This is a genomic window from Ignavibacteriales bacterium (assembly GCA_015709675.1).
Lineage (GTDB): Bacteria > Bacteroidota > Ignavibacteria > Ignavibacteriales > Ignavibacteriaceae > H2-BAC3.
In genome coordinates this window covers 711,103-728,304 of sequence record CP054182.1, presented here as the reverse complement: position 1 = coordinate 728,304, position 17,202 = coordinate 711,103, and the positions used below count along the sequence as shown (strand labels likewise).

At 45.8% G+C, this 17,202-nt stretch carries 16 protein-coding genes; 12 read left to right on the top strand and 4 right to left on the bottom strand.

What is annotated here, in order from left to right; translation table 11 throughout:
• Window positions 1-57 precede the first annotated feature (57 nt).
• On the bottom strand, window positions 58-1,026 hold the full coding sequence (locus HRU80_02620; GenBank protein QOJ27819.1) for a hypothetical protein: 969 nt from the start codon (window positions 1,024-1,026) through the stop codon (window positions 58-60).
• 57 nt (window positions 1,027-1,083) lie between these two features.
• Between HRU80_02620 and HRU80_02615 the strand changes: the two genes are divergently transcribed.
• The 6 genes from HRU80_02615 (at window position 1,084) to HRU80_02590 (ending at window position 6,198) form a co-directional block, all read left to right on the top strand.
• The gene (locus HRU80_02615; GenBank protein ID QOJ27818.1) at window positions 1,084-1,581 is read left to right on the top strand and encodes a hypothetical protein; all 498 of its coding nucleotides are present in this window, start codon (window positions 1,084-1,086) and stop codon (window positions 1,579-1,581) included.
• Between the two features lie 174 nt (window positions 1,582-1,755).
• The gene (locus HRU80_02610) at window positions 1,756-2,937 is read left to right on the top strand and encodes an ATP-binding protein (GenBank protein ID QOJ27817.1); all 1,182 of its coding nucleotides are present in this window, start codon (window positions 1,756-1,758) and stop codon (window positions 2,935-2,937) included.
• Between the two features lie 60 nt (window positions 2,938-2,997).
• Window positions 2,998-4,278, top strand: coding sequence for a diaminopimelate decarboxylase (gene lysA / locus HRU80_02605; GenBank protein ID QOJ27816.1), 1,281 nt, complete (start codon window positions 2,998-3,000; stop codon window positions 4,276-4,278).
• A 3-nt stretch (window positions 4,279-4,281) separates the two neighbouring features.
• Window positions 4,282-5,394, top strand: a complete 1,113-nt coding sequence (locus HRU80_02600; protein ID QOJ27815.1) for a glycosyltransferase family 4 protein — start codon at window positions 4,282-4,284, stop codon at window positions 5,392-5,394.
• A gap of 16 nt (window positions 5,395-5,410) precedes the next feature.
• Complete coding sequence (locus HRU80_02595) at window positions 5,411-5,830, top strand: META domain-containing protein (protein ID QOJ27814.1); 420 nt, start codon at window positions 5,411-5,413, stop codon at window positions 5,828-5,830.
• 29 nt (window positions 5,831-5,859) lie between these two features.
• Window positions 5,860-6,198 (top strand): hypothetical protein, encoded by a 339-nt coding sequence (locus tag HRU80_02590; protein ID QOJ27813.1) that lies wholly within the window; start codon window positions 5,860-5,862, stop codon window positions 6,196-6,198.
• Between the two features lie 94 nt (window positions 6,199-6,292).
• Here the strand turns inward: HRU80_02590 and HRU80_02585 are convergent, their stop codons facing one another.
• Window positions 6,293-7,204 carry a DUF4097 family beta strand repeat protein gene (locus HRU80_02585; GenBank protein ID QOJ27812.1) on the bottom strand — a complete coding sequence of 304 codons (912 nt, stop codon included), beginning with the start codon at window positions 7,202-7,204 and terminating at the stop codon, window positions 6,293-6,295.
• A gap of 121 nt (window positions 7,205-7,325) precedes the next feature.
• Here HRU80_02585 and HRU80_02580 point away from each other — a divergent pair, with 121 nt between their 5' ends.
• The 5 genes from HRU80_02580 (at window position 7,326) to HRU80_02560 (ending at window position 13,529) form a co-directional block, all read left to right on the top strand.
• Window positions 7,326-7,829, top strand: a complete 504-nt coding sequence (locus HRU80_02580) for a hypothetical protein (GenBank protein QOJ27811.1) — start codon at window positions 7,326-7,328, stop codon at window positions 7,827-7,829.
• Between the two features lie 534 nt (window positions 7,830-8,363).
• Window positions 8,364-10,535 (top strand): TonB-dependent receptor, encoded by a 2,172-nt coding sequence (locus tag HRU80_02575; GenBank protein QOJ27810.1) that lies wholly within the window; start codon window positions 8,364-8,366, stop codon window positions 10,533-10,535.
• A gap of 590 nt (window positions 10,536-11,125) precedes the next feature.
• Window positions 11,126-11,692 (top strand): hypothetical protein, encoded by a 567-nt coding sequence (locus HRU80_02570; protein QOJ27809.1) that lies wholly within the window; start codon window positions 11,126-11,128, stop codon window positions 11,690-11,692.
• Entirely contained in the window at window positions 11,692-12,840 is a 1,149-nt protein-coding gene (locus HRU80_02565; GenBank protein QOJ27808.1) for a hypothetical protein, read from the top strand. The genes HRU80_02570 and HRU80_02565 overlap by 1 nt, the downstream gene beginning before the upstream one ends.
• Window positions 12,837-13,529 (top strand): response regulator transcription factor, encoded by a 693-nt coding sequence (locus tag HRU80_02560; GenBank protein ID QOJ27807.1) that lies wholly within the window; start codon window positions 12,837-12,839, stop codon window positions 13,527-13,529. Before HRU80_02565 ends, HRU80_02560 begins: the two co-directional genes overlap by 4 nt.
• 582 nt (window positions 13,530-14,111) lie before the next feature.
• On the opposite strand, the gene HRU80_02555 is transcribed toward HRU80_02560, so the two are convergent.
• Window positions 14,112-15,251 carry an OmpA family protein gene (locus HRU80_02555; GenBank protein ID QOJ27806.1) on the bottom strand — a complete coding sequence of 380 codons (1,140 nt, stop codon included), beginning with the start codon at window positions 15,249-15,251 and terminating at the stop codon, window positions 14,112-14,114.
• A gap of 381 nt (window positions 15,252-15,632) precedes the next feature.
• On the opposite strand from HRU80_02555, the gene HRU80_02550 reads away from it, so the two are divergent.
• The gene (locus tag HRU80_02550) at window positions 15,633-16,160 is read left to right on the top strand and encodes a hypothetical protein (protein ID QOJ27805.1); all 528 of its coding nucleotides are present in this window, start codon (window positions 15,633-15,635) and stop codon (window positions 16,158-16,160) included.
• Window positions 16,161-16,180: 20 nt separating this feature from the next.
• Here the strand turns inward: HRU80_02550 and HRU80_02545 are convergent, their stop codons facing one another.
• The gene (locus tag HRU80_02545) at window positions 16,181-16,804 is read right to left on the bottom strand and encodes a nitroreductase family protein (protein ID QOJ27804.1); all 624 of its coding nucleotides are present in this window, start codon (window positions 16,802-16,804) and stop codon (window positions 16,181-16,183) included.
• Window positions 16,805-17,202 lie beyond the last annotated feature (398 nt).

Below are 17,202 nucleotides of genomic sequence, written 5' to 3'. Positions count from 1 at the left end.
TATCCAAACTTACGCAATAGTTATTCTTTAATTATTCCGGCAACGTTGCGGCAATTCTCAGGGGTGAATCGTGATTTTTTCTGGGGGAGCCGGAATGCCGTAAAACTTTGCTCCGCGCTGTCCGGTTGCAGTAATTTTGCAGTATTTTGCCTGCTGTTCGTTCTGCAGAGTGAGTTCAATCTTTTTATTCAGCTTGCTTATGTTTCCCCTGAAGGTTGCGGCACTCAAGCCCGTACCTGACTTTATCATCTTCCGCAGTTCCTCCCGCCCGAGGTCAAGCACGGGGAAACTTTCCTCATGATAAGCATAAACTGTTTTTAGAAATTCCTCCGGAGTGGTCAGTCCTGAGAATTTTATCTTTTCGCGCCCCTGCTTTTTTATTTCGCAAAAATAGCGGTAATAGCAGAACTCCACCGGAGCCAGGGGAATGATCTGACTGCCGATTTTCAGCTCTCCGGCATCTATGTATATATTAACCGGGGGAAGAAATGAGTGTACCTCTTTTTTCAGCGCAGTAATGCGGGGGAGGGCAGCTTCAAGTTTTACTGGGATATTTTTGCTCTCTCCGAATTTCGGATCTTTCACCTTGAATAAATTAAGAGGGTGCTGTTCTGAGAACTCCCCCGACTCAGCAAGCAGAATCCAGGCCGTCTGCATAGCCGGAGTGCCTGAGGAGATTGCTGCATAAAAATAGCAGCCATCCGGCTTTTCTATTGAATCAGTAAATTCCTTCAGACGGGTGTAAACTTCGTTATGGTCTGTAACATCTTTCAGGGGGAATGGGATTAATGTTACTGATTTTGCGAGCTTTTCTTTCTTTATGATTTTAGCGAGCCGTTCGGTGATTTCCTCGAATGCAGGTTTTTTGCTGCCGCCTGGGTTAAAGAGCAGATAAACTGAGTCAAAGGATTCATTTTTTAACGCAGTATAAACCGCACCTTCCTGCTGGTTGATGAGGGTTCCGGCATCGTTATATCCGGTAAAACTGAAGAGGATTTTCTTAAAAGGTTTTGATGATCCCTGCATATCGTAAAGGATTTTGTTTGATGTAAATTTAGGGATTTCCTGTGAGATAACGGTTCAATGGTTCATGATTTAGAGGAAATTGGCTTCCTGTTATTCCTGCTCATTCCAAAATCGTGTTCTCTTTCCATGCCGCACCTACGGTGCTTGGATAGCCGCAAGTATTCTTCTGTTATTAATATCTCACGCCGCTGGCGTTTTGGAAAAATTTTCCCCATCCGTAAAGACGATGCAATCGCTACCACGATTTTTCATAAACACAAAACCCATGCGATTGCGTCGTCTCTGACCCGCGGTGAAAAGTCCTGTGGTGCTGGTATGGTTAGTTTTTTTGTGCTTTTGACTTCTTCAAACACCTTCGTTCCGGAAAGCCTTTTCGTTTCTATTCATTATCCTGTTCATCCTGTCCATCCTAAAATCTTGTTCCGAATCTATGCCGCACCTACGGCGCTTTGGTGGGTTCTGTGTAGACTGCTGTTAGTAATATCTCACGCCGCTGGCGTTTTGGAAGACCTGCCCCTTATTAACAATCATCCTCTCACTCCTGTCCTGCCTTAATCGCGTTCGTATGACATTACCCACCATCTGTGCTCCCGAATTCCCCCTCCTCTTAATCATCATCCTGTTAATCCTGTCCATCCCTCAATCGTGTTCAATCATCTGGATTATATTACAGATTTGTAATGAAATTTGGACAAATATGCGTATATTTGTAATGAAAATTATACAAATATGAAAAAACGCTATCTTTTTAACGAAATTGCCCGGTATCTTGACCACAAAAACGCACTGGTGATTACCGGTATGCGGCAGGTAGGCAAGACCACCCTCATGAAACAGCTTTTTGAGACTGTTTCCGGTCCCAAACTTTGGTTCGATCTGGAAAATCCGCTCGAAATGAAAATCTTTGAGAATATTGACTATGACGGCATTTATCAGGAGCTTCTCAGGCGGACGGCAGTTCCTGAAAGAGAGCGGTTGTTTGTGTTCATTGATGAAATTCAGAATCTGCCTCAGATCACCCGTGTCATTAAATATCTGCTGGACAAATACGGCGTGAAGTTTATCGTAACCGGCTCATCCAACTATTACCTGCGAAATCTTTTTCCAGAATCCCTGAGCGGCAGGAAATTTCTGTTTGTCCTCCCGCCTATGGATTTTCAGGAAATTCTGTATTTCAAAGATAAAGCCGGATATATACAGCGGGAAGAGAACACATTTGACCCCGCTCCCAACAACATGATTGATTATAAACGGTTCGAGGGGGATTACAATGAATATCTGGAGTTCGGCGGTCTGCCTGAAGTGGTTCTGACTCCGGATGTAAAAACGAAAAAGGAAGTTCTTAATAATATTTTTACATCCTTTTTTCAGAAAGATCTCCGCCTGCTTGCTGATATCACCGATGTGCGCGAACTTCGTGATCTGATTCTTTTACTGGTGCCAAGAACAGGCAACATTATAGAAATTACTAAACTCTCTTCTGCGCTTGGTATTACCCGTCAAAAGGTGTATAACTACCTTGAGTTTCTGCAGGGAATATTTTTTATCCGGCTGGTTCCTAAATTCAGCAGTAGTGTGGATCGCGCAGTTGCCGGAGGCAAAAAGGTGTATTTCGCGGATAACGGTATTCTTAATACCATCGGAAGAGTGAATGACGGCCAGTTGTTTGAAAACGCAGTTGCAAATCAACTTGCCCGTTATGGCGAGCTCAGTTATTACAATAAAAGAAACAGCGCTGAAATAGATTTCATTCTTAATAAAGAAGCAGCCATAGAAGTAAAACTCAACGGAAGTCGTCAGGAGTATGATAAACTAGTAAAGCTCTCCGCCTCTTTGGGTATTGGCAGGAATTATCTGATCAGCCTCAAGAATAGTGATTCCGCTCCGGTTATTTCCCCGCAATACATTTGAGGAAAAGAACCTGTTATTTTTTCGTAAATTGCACCCTTTCTTTCAGTAACTAAGCAGCTCATGTCTCAGGAGTCTTTCGGTGATTTTCATTACCGCGGTCAGAAACTTTTCTGCGGTGATGTTTGTGTTGAGGATATCGCGAATCGGTATGGCACCCCGGTTTATATTTACAGCGCGGCTCACTTCCGCGATCAGTACACCTCTTTCGCCCGCGCATTCAAGGATGTCAGGCACCGGATTTTCTATGCGGTGAAGTCCAATGCCAACCTGTCGGTAATCAGAGAATTTCACAAACTGGGCGCGGGAATGGATGTCAACTCCGAAGGAGAGATGCTCCGTGCCATGAAAGCAGGAGTTAAGGGAAGCGAGATGATTCTGACCGGAGTCGGCAAAACCGCCGCTGAAATCCGTGCCGGACTTGAGCAGGGGGTCATCATGATTAAGGCGGAGTCAAAGGATGAAATCGCTCTCATTAACCGCATCGCCGGTGAGATGGGCATAACCGCACCCGTGGCAGTCCGCGTCAACCCCGATGTTAATCCGCAGACGCATCCCTATATATCCACCGGCTTAAGCGAAAACAAATTCGGCATCAGCAAACCGCTGGCTTTAAATATATATAAAAATCCCGCTGAGTTCCCGCACGTCCGTTTTACCGGCATTGATATGCACATAGGCTCGCAGATTACCACCACCGCACCCTTTAAGGAAGCGGTTGAAAAACTCGCTGAAGTTTATTTTGAAGTAAAGAGAAGCGGTCTTCATCTGGAGCATTTTGACATTGGCGGCGGCATCGGCATCCGCTATGAAGATGAAACTCCGTTCACCCCCGATGAACTGGCATCCGTTATCAGCCCGGCACTTAAGGAGCTTGATTGTGATATCTTCTTTGAACCCGGCCGCTACCTCACCGGCAACGGCGGTATTCTTGTGGTAAAGGTATTATATATCAAAGAAGCTGACGACAAACACTTTATTGTTACCGACGGCGCGATGAATGACCTGCTGCGCCCCAGTATATACGATGCCTATCACCATGTGCAGCCCCTTATCCTTCGTGAGGATATTCCCGAAGTGGTTACTGATGTGGTCGGTCCGGTCTGTGAGAGCGGTGACTTCTTCACCCGCCGCCGGGCATTGCAGTCACCCGAACACGATGATCTGCTTGCGGTAATGTCTGCCGGTGCCTATGGCATGGTTATGTCCTCAAACTATAACGCCCGCAGGAGAGTCCCCGAAGTGATTGTTGAGGGAAACTCCTTCCGCCTCATCCGCAGCCGTGAGACGTATGATCATCTGTTGTATGATGAAGCGGAACTGCTGGAAAAAAACAGCCCGTAACCGATGAGAATCCTCTATTCATGCCTGTCGCGAAGCTGGGGAGGGATGGAAATGTACACCCTTACCTGTATGCATCAGCTTATAGCACGCGGTCATCAGGTTGATCTGCTGGCGTATCCTGATTCCAAACTTTTTCATGAAGCCGGGCAACAGAAACTTTCCGTCTATCCCGTTAAAGCATCCGGTTATTTTCATCCCGCTGAAATCTTTAAACTCACCCGGCTTCTTAAAAAGAACCGCTATGATCTTCTGCATACCCAGGCCTCAAAAGACCTTTGGGTACTGGTACCTGCTTTACGCATTGCCGGAATTTCTTCCCCTCTGTATCTTACCAAACAGGTTGGCTCCTTTATTGTAAAAAAGGATGCGCTTCACCGCTGGATTTACAGCCGGGTAACCCGTGCTTTTGCTATCAGCAGGGTGATTGAAAAAAATCTGGCTGATACCACTCCGGTTAATCCGGAACGGATTGATCTGCTTCATAATGCAATTGATACTGCTCATTTTGATCCGGCAAAAGCCGACCGCTCTCTGCTGCGTAAAGAGTTCAGCATCGCCGATGATGAAATTCTCATCGGCATGTTAGCACGGTTCAGCAAGGGCAAGGGACATGAAGAGATGATACACGCTGCCGGCATTCTGAATAAAAAACACCGCGGCATAAAATATCTCATTGTAGGAGAAGCAAGCAAAGGAGAGGATGATTACGCTGAAGGAATTAAAAAACTTGCCCGTGATGCTGAGCTTCAGAATATGATATTCACCGGCTTCCGGAAAGATGTGCGCACCGTACTGGCAGCGCTGGATATATTCGTCTTTCCTTCACATAACGAAGCATTCGGCATCGCTCTTGCTGAGGCGCTTTCAATGGGCGTACCCTCGGTCTGTTCTAACAGCGACGGTATTCTTGATATAGCAGTTGATGGAGAAACCTCTCTCCTTTTCCAGGTGAAGGATGGTGATGATCTTGCCGCTAAAATCAGCCGGCTTGTTGATGACAAAGAACTGCGGAGCCGTATGAGCACAGCTTCGCGCGCCCGGGCAGTTACACATTTTGATCTTAGCGTACTAACCGGCAGAGTAATTGATTTTTATAACAAAGACGTAAAAAAGTAAGGATAAAGTTTCCCGGATGATTTCACTCAGATATCTTTTTACACTGCTTTCCGTAGTAATGCTGCTGCAGGCATGTGACCGCGAGCCGGTTGATTCTCTTGATGCGCTCACCCGCTACGAATGGCTTGCCGATACCGTATATACGGTGGATTATTCCAAAGCTGCTGCTCCCCCGAGTCTGCGCATGGACCGCACTAACGATAAATTCTATGCTACCGGCGGCTGCAATGATATCACAGGGGACTACCGCATAACCGGCAATAAGATTTTCTTTAATAATTTCAGCCAGCCGGTTGATTTCTGCGAAGGGTCTTTTGAAACGGAGCAAAAGCTTGTCCATATGCTTAAATCAGCTTTTTTCTGGGAGATCAGGGAAGAGAAATTATATCTCTACTATAAATCCACACTGATCGGTGTATTCCGGAAAAAAGATTAACTTTCATTTAACTTCAGGCGGGCGGAACCATGAAACATATAATCTTATCCCTTTTTCTCGTTATTCTCATTTCATTTACCCTTTCTGCTTCCGGTACGGAGCAGCTGGATAAGGCCTATGCCAACGCAAAGAAGGGACTGCAGTATGGCCTTTCGAATCTGAAAGAAAAACGGAGCAGGGATGAATATAAACTTATTGAAACAGACCGGCTTCTTGCGGAAGTGAAAATCAGCAAGGAGATCGGCGGTGTAAAAATTGAAGCAAAGGGATTTTCTGAAGGTGAGGAAGTGACCGTTGTTACCTACCGGTCATATGAATCACTGGTGCGTGACGGCTATATAGACAAGAATTCCGATTTGTTAAAATAATGTATTAATATCTGCAGAGACGATGCAATCGGCGTGCATCGTCTCTACAGAGGATCGTCTCTACAAATTCATCTTCACTGCGGTTTGCAAAAACTTACTTCACCGCAATTTTGATATCACCGCCGGTAGTGGTGCATTTCAGTTTCTCGCCTCCGCCGTTAACGGAGCCTTCAGCTTTAGCGTTTCCGTATTTATTGGTGTTGCTGATATCAAATTCACAGTCAATATCGCCTGAGAATGTTGAAGCATATATATCAGCCCTGATGCTTTTGGGTACCCGCACAGCTACATCGCCTCCGGTAGTACTGGCTTTTATTCCGTAGTAATTGCCTGAAAAGTCAATCCGGATATCTCCGCCTGAAGTGCTTGCGTTTACTTTGCCGTCAGCGCACTGGAGATTAATATCTCCCCCCGCGGTTGAAGCATCAACATCTCCCCGTACTTTTTCGCTGCGTATATCACCTCCCGCGGTGCTCATTTTTACATCGCCGTTAAACTCCTTCACGATGATATCTCCTCCGGCAGTATTGGCCTTCAGTTCGCCGGTGCCTCCGGTAGTCTTGATATCGCCGCCGGCAGTATTAAGACGCAGTTCGCCTGATACTCCGTTGATGCTGATATCTCCCCCCGCGGTGGTGGCCGTAACATCAAAAGAAGCGGGTACGCGTATCTCAACCCGTATGGTTCCGGTTTTTCCAAACCAGTTATTGGATTTTCCTTCCTTCTTAATCTTAACCATCACCCCGCCATTTGATTTTTCGATGTAGAATTCCATGATTTTTTCGGCTCTTTCATCACCATAGATTTTAACAGCTACTTCATCTTTCTCCCAGGCAGATACTTTTATATCTCCTGAATACGATTCTGCTTTCAGTTTTTCCCCTTTACTTACGGCAAAACTTTTTTCTGTGATAAGACGAAGGTCATCAGCCATCGCCAGACCGGAAAAAGCAAAAAGCAGTCCTGCCATCAGCAGTAATGAAAGCCGGTTTTGTAATGCAGTCATGTTATTCTCCTTATCTTTCTTAATTTTCTGCCCTATTTTAAGAACATAAACAAACAAAGGCACGCTCATTTGTACAAGCGGTTAATTTTCGGGCTTAAAGGTTGGTTTTCAGGGGATTTTTATGGATTCTGAGTCAAAAACCATCTTTTCTGCCGGCAGGCAGGTCATAAAGGTCCGGTTTGTGGTCTATGGATTACTGCTGCTTGCCCCCGTGCTTTTCTGGGCCGGCACACTGGTCATAGGCGATCCCTATGTTTACAACGTGCAGGAGCAGTCATCCCCGGCGCATCAGTATTTCTGGGGAACGCTTTTTATGATGATGTCAGCCGCCATTGCCGCGGGAATTCTTGTTTATCAGGACTGCTATGTAACCAGCCTTCGGCAGGACAAAACCACTGGTCTTTTCACCCTCGCCACAGAATCGCTCATTGGCCGCCGTGTGCATTCCTTCAGCTATCAGGATATCAAGGGCTGGCGCGAGGATAGCGGTGAATATTATAACGGAAAATTCCATATTGTTGCCCCGTATATATCGCTCCGGCTCAAGGGCCGTTTTCTCCCTTTCATAATCGATCTGCAGGGGGAGGTAGTAGAAGAGGAGATTTATACTCTGCTGCAGAGGTGATGTGTAATGTTCAATATATAATGACGGCTGCTGTGATCACGTAAATCCCATACTCTCTTAAGAAATTTCTTTATTTATGCTCCGGCAGTATTCTGCCTTAACCGGCATAGCTGATAGTTTTCAGGGATCAGCCGCCCTTCCATTCTGCGGATTCTTATCAGGAAAACATTCTCAATTGAGCTAAAACCGCGGCTGGATATCCCCGCAATGAAGCTGTGACTGGTACCCGGAGCGGGGCATTCATCTGCTGCGGAACCTTCGAAACCCGAAACACATTGAAGAATTCCCATTAAAGCAGTCCTCACCGTTTCCGGTTTACAGATGTTCATTTGTCTCCGCCGAAAAACGTGACCCGTCATGCAGAAAAACCGCTATTGACCCCCGCTCACTCCTTTTCAATTCTCAGTTCTCAATTTTCCACTCTCCATTCTCAATTATTTCTTGCTTTTTATGTTATTCTTATTTAGATTTAGTCTTAATAAGTTATAGTTTTCTTAAATAGCACTCATCTTAATAATACGGACACTTACTTACATGAAAATCTTCCTTTTGCTTCTTCTGGCTGCCTTTTCTACCGCGGCGGCTAAGGAAAATGATAATAAGAACACTTCCGGCAAGCAGGCTCAGGATTCTGTTTCGCTTCATTTCGACTTCCCCCAGCTTGACGTAATCGGTGTAAAAGAACGCTTAACCAGTAAAATTCCCGGCTCGGCAGCCCTGGTCTCTAACGAAACCATGCTTGCCTTCCAGCCCCTTTCCGGTAACGAAATCATCCGCACCATGGCTGGTGTTAATGTGGTAGATGAAGAGGGTACCGGTCTCCGTCTGAATATGGGTGTGAGAGGGCTGGACCCCGACCGCTCACGCACACTCCTGGTCCTCGAAGACGGCATACCAGTTGCCCTTGCTCCTTATGGTGAACCCGAACTCTATTACACTCCCGCAATCGAACGGATGACCGGTCTAGAACTGCTCAAAGGCAGCGGATCTATTCTCTGGGGACCCCAGACCATCGGCGGCGTTCTTAACTATAAAACCGCAGATCCACCGGTGGAACCTTCATCATATATTAATCTCCGCGGCGGCGGCTCCGGTCTTTTCAGTATATACGGCTCATACGGAACCCAGTTTGAAGGCGCCGGCATGCAGCTGGGTATTCTGCACAAACAGGCAGACCGCATCGGAACCACCAGCATTAACGTGGATGATATTACCGCAAAGCTGAAATTCCGCCTGGATGATAAATCACAGCTCGGCGTAAAACTGAGCTTTTACGATGAAGTATCAAACTCCACCTATCTCGGGCTTACCCAGTCCATGTATGACGCAGGTGAGTATTATACCATCATGGCCCCGAATGATAAACTGAAAGTCCGCCGTTATGCCGGAAGCATCAGCCATAACTATATTCTCAGCGGTTCTTCATTTATCAGAACCAATGTTTACGCATATACCACGTCACGCAACTGGCTGAGGCAGGATTTCAGCCGGAATAAAATCTCCAATCCGGTCGCTGTCTTTGGCGATACAACCGTGAGCGGCGGAGCAGTATATATGCGCAACAGCACCGGCAACCGCGACCGGCAGTTTGAAGTCCTCGGCGCTGAAAGCCGTTTCAGCACAGTTTATCAGTTTGCCGGCATCAGCAATGATCTTGATGCGGGAGTCCGCTTCCTCTGGGAAAAAGCCTATGAACAGCGCATTAACGGAAAGAAATTTAACGCGGTTTCGGGCGATCTCGCTGAGGATGAAATCCGTACCGGCCGTGCCTTCAGCGTTTTTCTTCAGAACCGTTTTCATGTTTCACAGAATCTTACCGTTACCCCCGGTGCAAGGCTTGAAACATTTTCCTTCATCCGAGATATATACCGCATCAGTTCAAAAGATACCTCGCTTAAAGGTGAGGATAATCTGGTCACCATTATTCCCGGCATCGGTGCAAATTACCGCCTGAATGACGCGGTGTCTTTCTTTGCCGGTGTGCATAAAGGTTATGCCCCGCCCCGCGTAAAAGACGCAATTTCTAACTCCGGCACCTCTCTTAAACTTGATGCCGAGGAAAGCATCAATTCTGAAGCTGGTATGCGCTGGCAGTCAGCTTCTCTTGATATTGAACTTACCTATTATCTGCTTGATTTCTCTAATCAGGTTATCCCGGTTTCACAGTCATCGGGCGGAGCAGGCACCGGATTTGTAAACGGCGGAAAAACCGAGCACTCGGGTGTGGAGTTCAGTCTCTCCCACCGTTCCCCTTATCTGCTTGGTAATTTATTCAGCATTACTACTACCCTTAATGCGCTTTACAGCAGCGCGCTTTACAGCTCTGACCGTTTTGTTACCAGCGGCGGAACCGTATATAACGTTAACGGCAACCGCCTTCCCTATTCCCCGGAGGTTATCGGAAATCTTAATATCGGCTTCCAGTTCAGAAACGGCCTCCTCCTTAACGCGGGTATTGTCTATACCGGTGAACAGTACGCAGATGAGCTGAATTCATCCGCTCCCGATCCCACCGGTGAAACGGGTCTCATTCCCGCTTATACGCTTCTTGATTTCACCGCTCGTTACTCTGTCGCTTCACTCGGCAGCATCTATGTCTCCGTTAAAAACGCAGGCGACCTGAGATACATTGCGGGCAGAAGACCTCAGGGCATCAAAGCCGGCATTCCGCGAATGATTACCGCCGGCATTGAAACCACTCTCTGATTCCATTTATTAGTCAGAATACCCTTTAACCCCGGCGGAAAAGCTTTTCTGCCGGGGTTTTTTGTACGTGTCCGCTTCAAAAAACACGCAGTCCGCCTCTCTAAACTGCGGAAAACACGTAGTTCACCCCCCATTTCTGCGGAAAACACGTAGTTTTGTCCGAATTTTACGTGTTTACACGGATTTCGCACACTGTTCTAATCCCGTAATTTTACAATCGTTAACCGGAATTTTCCGGATGACCGGTATGCGGATACCGTTTTCGCTGGTTTTCTCTGAATCACAGCTTTAGTTTACCCGTAAGGGAGCAGGTAACTCTCTGGCTGCGTATCCTGGTTAAGACCGGAACTGTCAGATCAGTCCTTCAACTCAGGAAGCGGAAACGGAATAGTAGTTCTGCCGTTATGCCGAAAAGAACTCCGCCCGGAACCTGTTTATTCAGGGGGTGGCGTTCATATTACTTACATCCTGGCGGGCACAAAAATTTACACAGACAGAGTAGCGGGGTAGTATTCGTCTGTGTCTGGGTTTGAGACTCCCTGAGTTTAATTTTTTTGTCCGCCTGCACTTTATTCAGAAGGGAGTCCGTTATGCCTCTTTCGGTTTTTCTTTTTAGCGTTAACGTATTTGTGTGGGTTGTTGTTTCACTGCGTCAGTTGAACGGGCGTTATAATTATCTGTTCATTACCTACGCGGTAATTGAACTGGTTCAGCTGGTCGGGTATTTTGTGCTTAACCGTTATGATTATCTGCTTACCGCATCCCTTGGGTTTGCGGCCATTTTTATCCTGATAACCAGCCGGAACAGCAGTCTTAAATCCCCCGGAGTAGTACTCCTTGTCACCTCGCTTGTTTCACTTCTGCTTCTTCCTGATTTACGGGCCGGTTTTTCTCTTATTGTTTTTCAGCACGCGGTCATTTTTATCATCCTGCTCAGGGATGCTTTTGCCGATATGCAAAACTCGATGGAGATAAATTTGTTTTATGTGTTTATGTTGCTGAATGAAATTAATTTCATTTTTATGTACCTGAGTCTGCGTTTTTCATCGGGCGTGCTGAGCGACGTTTCTCAATTGCAGGTTATGGCAGGAACGGCCATTGCCCTCTGGTTCACCATTTTCCGGTACGACAGGCCAAAGCTCGGATTTAAGATCTGATGTATGATGATGCAGAATTCACGCTGACTTTAGTTGATCTTATTTTCAGCCCGGTCACGTATTCTATTCTGCTGGTAGCTGTCATTTACGGTACGTTTTACGTTACCATCAAGCGGGGGCTTATTCCGCTTGAACAAAAACACGCGGAAGAAAAAAAACAGCTTGAGCGTGAAAAAGACGAACTCCGCTCACTCTTCAGCGACCTGGATCCCAATCCCGTGGTGCAGCTTGATCCGGCGGGATATATACTTTTAAGCAATCAGCGCGCCCAGGAGGTGCTCCGGCTGCCCGCTGAACAGGGGGGGCTGCTCTTTGACCTGCTCCCTGAAATTCCGCGTATTGACGTGAGCCAGTATATACAAGAAAACCGCAATGAGGCAATGGAGCTGAATATTTACGGCGAGTATTACCTGGTGTATTTCCGCGGGCTTGCGAGGCTTAATCTGCTTCAGATTTATTTTAACAATATTCACGCGCTTAAAACAAACGAGCTGAAAGTAAAGGAACTCACCGAGCATATGAGTTTTTTGCAGGAACATGAGCGGGAACGTATTTCGCGGGAACTGCATGACGGCCTCAGCCAGTCCCTTACCTCAGCCAAAATGCTTGCCGCGCAGATTTCCGCCGCTAAAGATTCCCCCCGGCTTACTCCGGTTTTTGATGAACTGACCAAGGAGCTTGATCTCACCATTGTCAGCCTTAAGGATATCGCGCTGAACCTGCGGCCGAAAATGCTTAATGAGTTTGGTCTTGATGCCACACTCCGCTCTCTGGTAAAAAGAGTTTCCCTTGCTTCGGGCATGGAAGGGGAGTACCAGTCACTCGGTCTTGAAACACGCCTTGACTGGAAACTTGAATCAACTCTTTACCGGATGACTCAGGAGCTGCTGAATAATATTGTTAAACATGCAAAAGCAAAAAGTTTTTCCGTTCAGATCAGCAGAAAAAGCAACCGCGTTATTCTTCTGGTTTCCGATGACGGCATTGGGTTTGATTACACATCCTACAAAAATTCATCATCCCTGCGCGGATTTGGACTTTTTAACCTGAAGGAGCAGGTTACCTTTTTTAACGGACGGCTTGAGGTTATTTCTTCTCACGGAGATGGAACCGATGTTATTATTGAACTACTTGAACAAATCAAATGAGCAGTACTGTAAACAAAAGAAAACTTCTTATTGTTGATGACCACCTGATGGTGCGCAAAGGTATGTGGAGTCTGATTCAGGATCTGAATCTGTTTAGTGAATACCGGGAAGCATCAAACGGAGCTGAAACCCTGAAACTTGTTTCGGAATTTAAACCCGATTTTCTCTTTGTGGATATCAGTCTTCCTGACACCCTTGGCACCGAACTTATTCAGCAGCTCCGCGATACCGGCTACAGCGGGCATATCCTGGTTCTGACCATACACGATGAGGAAGAATATATTTACCGCTGTTATAAAGCCGGCGCTTCAGGCTTTCTGCATAAATCTTCAGACAAAGAAGAACTTGAAAAAGCCCTGTATGCTATTCTTGGCGGTATTGAATTTTATGTAAAGAATATGAACCGCGAATCACTCCGCTCCTTTATCGCAAACTATGATGAAGAATATAAGGAGACTCTCATGCTTGAAAGAGTTATCCTCACGAACAGGGAGCGGGAAGTGTTTTATAAGTTATATCTGGGACGGACTATAGAAGAAGCAGCTAATGAGATGAACCTGAGCCCCAGAACCATTGAAGTTTACCGGACCAATCTTCTTACCAAATATGGTTGTAAAAATGTCCAGGAATTATTATATCTTGCACGTTCAAATGATTATCTTTTGCGAAAGATAGGGGAGATAAAATAGCCGGCAGATTTTTCTGAGCCTGAAAAGGTTTTAATAAAAGTTACGGGTGCCGGAACGCCAATAACCGGTGCTCATCCGGGTCTTTATGAACGAGCAAAGACCCGGAACCCATTACATAAAAAAGGTCATGCGCCTGCCATTTGGGCACATGACCTTTTTCATTTTAAATACCTGCCGGCACGAAACTATATATACCATACTCTCTTTACCTCCCGCAGTATATATTGCTTGTCCCCTTTGTGCGGTTCTTTGGAGTGCGTCAGGTATTAAACCCTGCGTTACTTCACGTGAACGTTTCTTCCTTTGCGTTACATCTTCCGGATGAGTTTTTGGGGTAAACAACCGGCATTCATAAGAAGAGGTCTCGACCCCGCCCGCGATGGTTTAATTTCTTTTTGCGCCTTAGCGTCTTTGCGCTGGATATTTCGATTACGTCAGGTATAAACCTCTGCGGTGCTTCGCGTGAACTTTGTATCCTTTGCGTTAAAATCCTTCCCCTGTTTGGTTTAAAATGCAAAAGCCATGCGCTCCGCCTTTTTCAGGCGGATTGCATGGCTTTGCAAAAGTTATAAAAACTGCTGTTTATTTAATAATCTTCAGTTCAACTCTTCTGTTAAGAGCTCTGCCGCTTTCAGTATCATTGTCTGAAATCGGATTTGCTGAACCGTATGCTTTAACGGTCAGGCGTGAAGCGCTGATACCTTTGGATACCAGGTATTTCTTTACTGCATCAGCACGTTCCTGAGAGAGTTTTGAATTCGAGCCGGAATTGCCGCGGCCGTCGGTATATCCGCCGATTTCAACCTTCATATCAGGATTGCTGAGAAGCACCAGCGCGTTCTGTGCGAGCAGAACGTATGCATCGGAACGGAGAGTTGAGCTGTTGGAATCAAAGTTGATGCTCACCAGCTGCTTCGGAGCATTATCACCAGACTGATAGATAACCGTCGGGTCATTCTTCATGCCTTTAAGCTTGCGGTCAACCATTTCCTCAATGCGGTCGTAATCAACATTAAATTTGCTGTAGTCTACTTCGGTACCCGGTTTTTGGGCCGCGTCAATCATTTTCTGAATTTTTTCATAATCAATTTCAGCTTTTACCAGTCCTGAAGGCAGCTGCGGAACAACCGGCTTGCCTCTTTCCCAGTAATAGTTAATGCCGATTGCGGTTGATATATATGAATCAAGCGTGCCGCCAAAGAATCCTCCTACGGGACCCTTCACTCCGTCAAACTTGTCGGTTGAAAGAGTTGACTGCTTTACCTGAGCATGAATTTCGAATTCATCATTCAGAAAATACTGTCCGCCGATAAGGAAGGAAGCGCTTACATCCATATAGGATATACCGTCTTTCTTGATGGCCGAACCTTTCATATCCTGCACATATCCGTAACCGCCCACACCGGCATATACGCCGAATTTATCGGAAGTTTTAAATCTGAACAGATATTCAAAACCGAAGAATGTTGAAAAGTTTTCTACAGGACTATCCTGAGCTCTGAATTCAATGAATTCAACGACGAAGCGGAGAGAGTTGGTGGGATCAAAATCCCGCTGTACAAATATATGTCCGCCAAAATCCCAGAATTCTGTTGTAACGTCTGACATATATCTTGGTGATGTCATACCGCCGCCAAGTGACCAGCCGTTTTCATAGTTCTGAGCCTGTAAAGTGAACGCAATAAGGAAGAGAAAAGCAAAAAGTTGTGTGTGCTTACCCATCGTAATACCTCATAAAATTAAAAATGATCCCGGCCTGACCGTAAAACCATATTTCTGCTAACGGTCATATAGGGCACGGGTAGTTAGCTATACTGGAAAAGCAATAGTGACCCTGACTAGTCTTTTTGCTTTTACTATGGAAAATTACATATTTTTCATTTCATTTGCCAAAATAACCCTTTTTATTCCGTAAAATTCGGCGGTTTAAGTTGATATAGCTCTCTTTTTTCATTCCCTGACTCCGGCAGAAACACTTGAAGAGCAAAGGTATGGTTAACCCTTATCCTCCGGGTATATTCACTATTAATTGAACTTCCGGAAATCCCCTTTTTCGCTATCTTTCAAGTGTTATTTTTGAGGTTTACCACTATGGAACGCGTGATGAGGTATGTTGTTTTGTTTTGCCTGATGCTTTTCTCAGGCGCTTTGGCAGGTAACGGAGATTCATTGGAAATCTACAAATGGCAGAAGTTCAACTCTTTCGGGTTTAATGCAAGTTCAGTATCAGGGCTGGGGCTTTCCTACCGGTATCATGCAGTAGGGCCTAATCTGGTTATGCTGTCAGGAGGCATTGTTTCATCTAATGACTGGGTTGCCGCTTCTCTTGGTGCCGAATATCAGTACGAAATTTCTGAACGGGAAGACCTCCGGTACTATCTGGCAATTGGAGGCGGGCTTTATTATACTGAAGATGAGGTTTACGACGGGTTCTCGCCGGAGCCGGTTACCAGTATGGATACAGACTTCCACCTGGGCGTTGGGGTTGGGTTTGAATATCCATTCCTTGGTTCATCTATATTTAGAAATATGACCGTTGGGCTAACCCTTTACTACCCGGCTATCTATTTCAACAACTCCGGCACCAATATCGGGATGGGTGTGGGAGCGTACTTCTTCTATAATTTTTAACCGCAAACCGGCTGAACTGGTCAGCCGGTTATTTTTACAATCTCTGAGACCGGTTTTCTTTTGCGGGGCGTGTATTCTCTTATTTTTAACTGTTCAGGCAGTTCATCCGGTGAACCCGGATATCCAAGCGCAATAACCACAACCGGAACCTGCTGATCGCTGAGTCCAAGCAGACGTGCAGCCGCTGATCTGTCAAATCCACCCATAATATGTCCGTAGATATTCATGCTTTGTGCCTGCAGCAGCAGTCCGTAGTTTGCCGCTCCTGTATCATACAAAGCATAATGGTTTTCCCTGCCATTGGCAGCAAAGTTCTTTTCGGCAATACTGAGGACCAGAACCGGTGCCTGCTCTGCCCACATTTTGTTTGAAGGTGCCAGAGTGGAGGCAAGCATGTCAAACTCCTCTGACCCCTTTTTGGCACAGATGTAGCGCCAGGGCTGCTCATTCATACTGCTGGGTGACCATGAAGCCGCCTCAAAAAGCGTCTCAAGGGTGTCATTTGCTATCATTTCATCAGAAAACGCCCGGATGCTCCACCGTTTTCTTATCGGCTCAATTACTTCCGTGGATGTTTCCCCTGTTTTAATTTCATCTGCTTTCAGAAAATCTTCTGAAATATGATCTTTCGTGTCGTAATACATAAGTGTTTGGTTCTTGTTTAATTATATGTAGCAACATATAATTGTCAATAAAAGTTCAGATCGGGCGCCAAAACCAGAAAAAAATTACAAAAACAAAGCCCCCTCTTTTCAATCAAAGCTAAATAAAAACCATACCCTCGTTCAGCAAAATCCCGATTCAGTTAAATTCAGTCCGTCAGGAAAGAGGGGACTTCCGGAATTGAACATTGTGCATCGTTCATTATAGTTTTTGAACGCTGCAATTAGTAACAAAACACTAAATCAGTAATATCTTTACTGTAAGCGCCTCATGATGAGCAGGAACCTGAAATGAACAACCGGTGGTTCAATCAGAAAAAGAACCAGTGTTACATAAGCGATCAGGAAAGTTATTATAGAGGAACTGGTTCCTGGTCTGG

What these genes read in the sequence shown, in the direction of transcription:
- lysA (QOJ27816.1), top strand. Translation starts at nt 2,998, where the DNA reads ATGTCTCAGGAGTCTTTCGGTGATTTTCATTACCGCGGTCAGAAACTT.
- HRU80_02575 (QOJ27810.1), top strand. Translation starts at nt 8,364, where the DNA reads ATGAAAATCTTCCTTTTGCTTCTTCTGGCTGCCTTTTCTACCGCGGCG.
- HRU80_02545 (QOJ27804.1), bottom strand. Translation starts at nt 16,804, where the DNA reads ATGTATTACGACACGAAAGATCATATTTCAGAAGATTTTCTGAAAGCA.
- HRU80_02565 (QOJ27808.1), top strand. Translation starts at nt 11,692, where the DNA reads ATGTATGATGATGCAGAATTCACGCTGACTTTAGTTGATCTTATTTTC.
- HRU80_02560 (QOJ27807.1), top strand. Translation starts at nt 12,837, where the DNA reads ATGAGCAGTACTGTAAACAAAAGAAAACTTCTTATTGTTGATGACCAC.
- HRU80_02615 (QOJ27818.1), top strand. Translation starts at nt 1,084, where the DNA reads ATGGTTCATGATTTAGAGGAAATTGGCTTCCTGTTATTCCTGCTCATT.
- HRU80_02555 (QOJ27806.1), bottom strand. Translation starts at nt 15,251, where the DNA reads ATGGGTAAGCACACACAACTTTTTGCTTTTCTCTTCCTTATTGCGTTC.
- HRU80_02550 (QOJ27805.1), top strand. Translation starts at nt 15,633, where the DNA reads ATGAGGTATGTTGTTTTGTTTTGCCTGATGCTTTTCTCAGGCGCTTTG.
- HRU80_02620 (QOJ27819.1), bottom strand. Translation starts at nt 1,026, where the DNA reads ATGCAGGGATCATCAAAACCTTTTAAGAAAATCCTCTTCAGTTTTACC.
- HRU80_02590 (QOJ27813.1), top strand. Translation starts at nt 5,860, where the DNA reads ATGAAACATATAATCTTATCCCTTTTTCTCGTTATTCTCATTTCATTT.
- HRU80_02610 (QOJ27817.1), top strand. Translation starts at nt 1,756, where the DNA reads ATGAAAAAACGCTATCTTTTTAACGAAATTGCCCGGTATCTTGACCAC.
- HRU80_02570 (QOJ27809.1), top strand. Translation starts at nt 11,126, where the DNA reads ATGCCTCTTTCGGTTTTTCTTTTTAGCGTTAACGTATTTGTGTGGGTT.
- HRU80_02585 (QOJ27812.1), bottom strand. Translation starts at nt 7,204, where the DNA reads ATGACTGCATTACAAAACCGGCTTTCATTACTGCTGATGGCAGGACTG.
- HRU80_02600 (QOJ27815.1), top strand. Translation starts at nt 4,282, where the DNA reads ATGAGAATCCTCTATTCATGCCTGTCGCGAAGCTGGGGAGGGATGGAA.
- HRU80_02595 (QOJ27814.1), top strand. Translation starts at nt 5,411, where the DNA reads ATGATTTCACTCAGATATCTTTTTACACTGCTTTCCGTAGTAATGCTG.
- HRU80_02580 (QOJ27811.1), top strand. Translation starts at nt 7,326, where the DNA reads ATGGATTCTGAGTCAAAAACCATCTTTTCTGCCGGCAGGCAGGTCATA.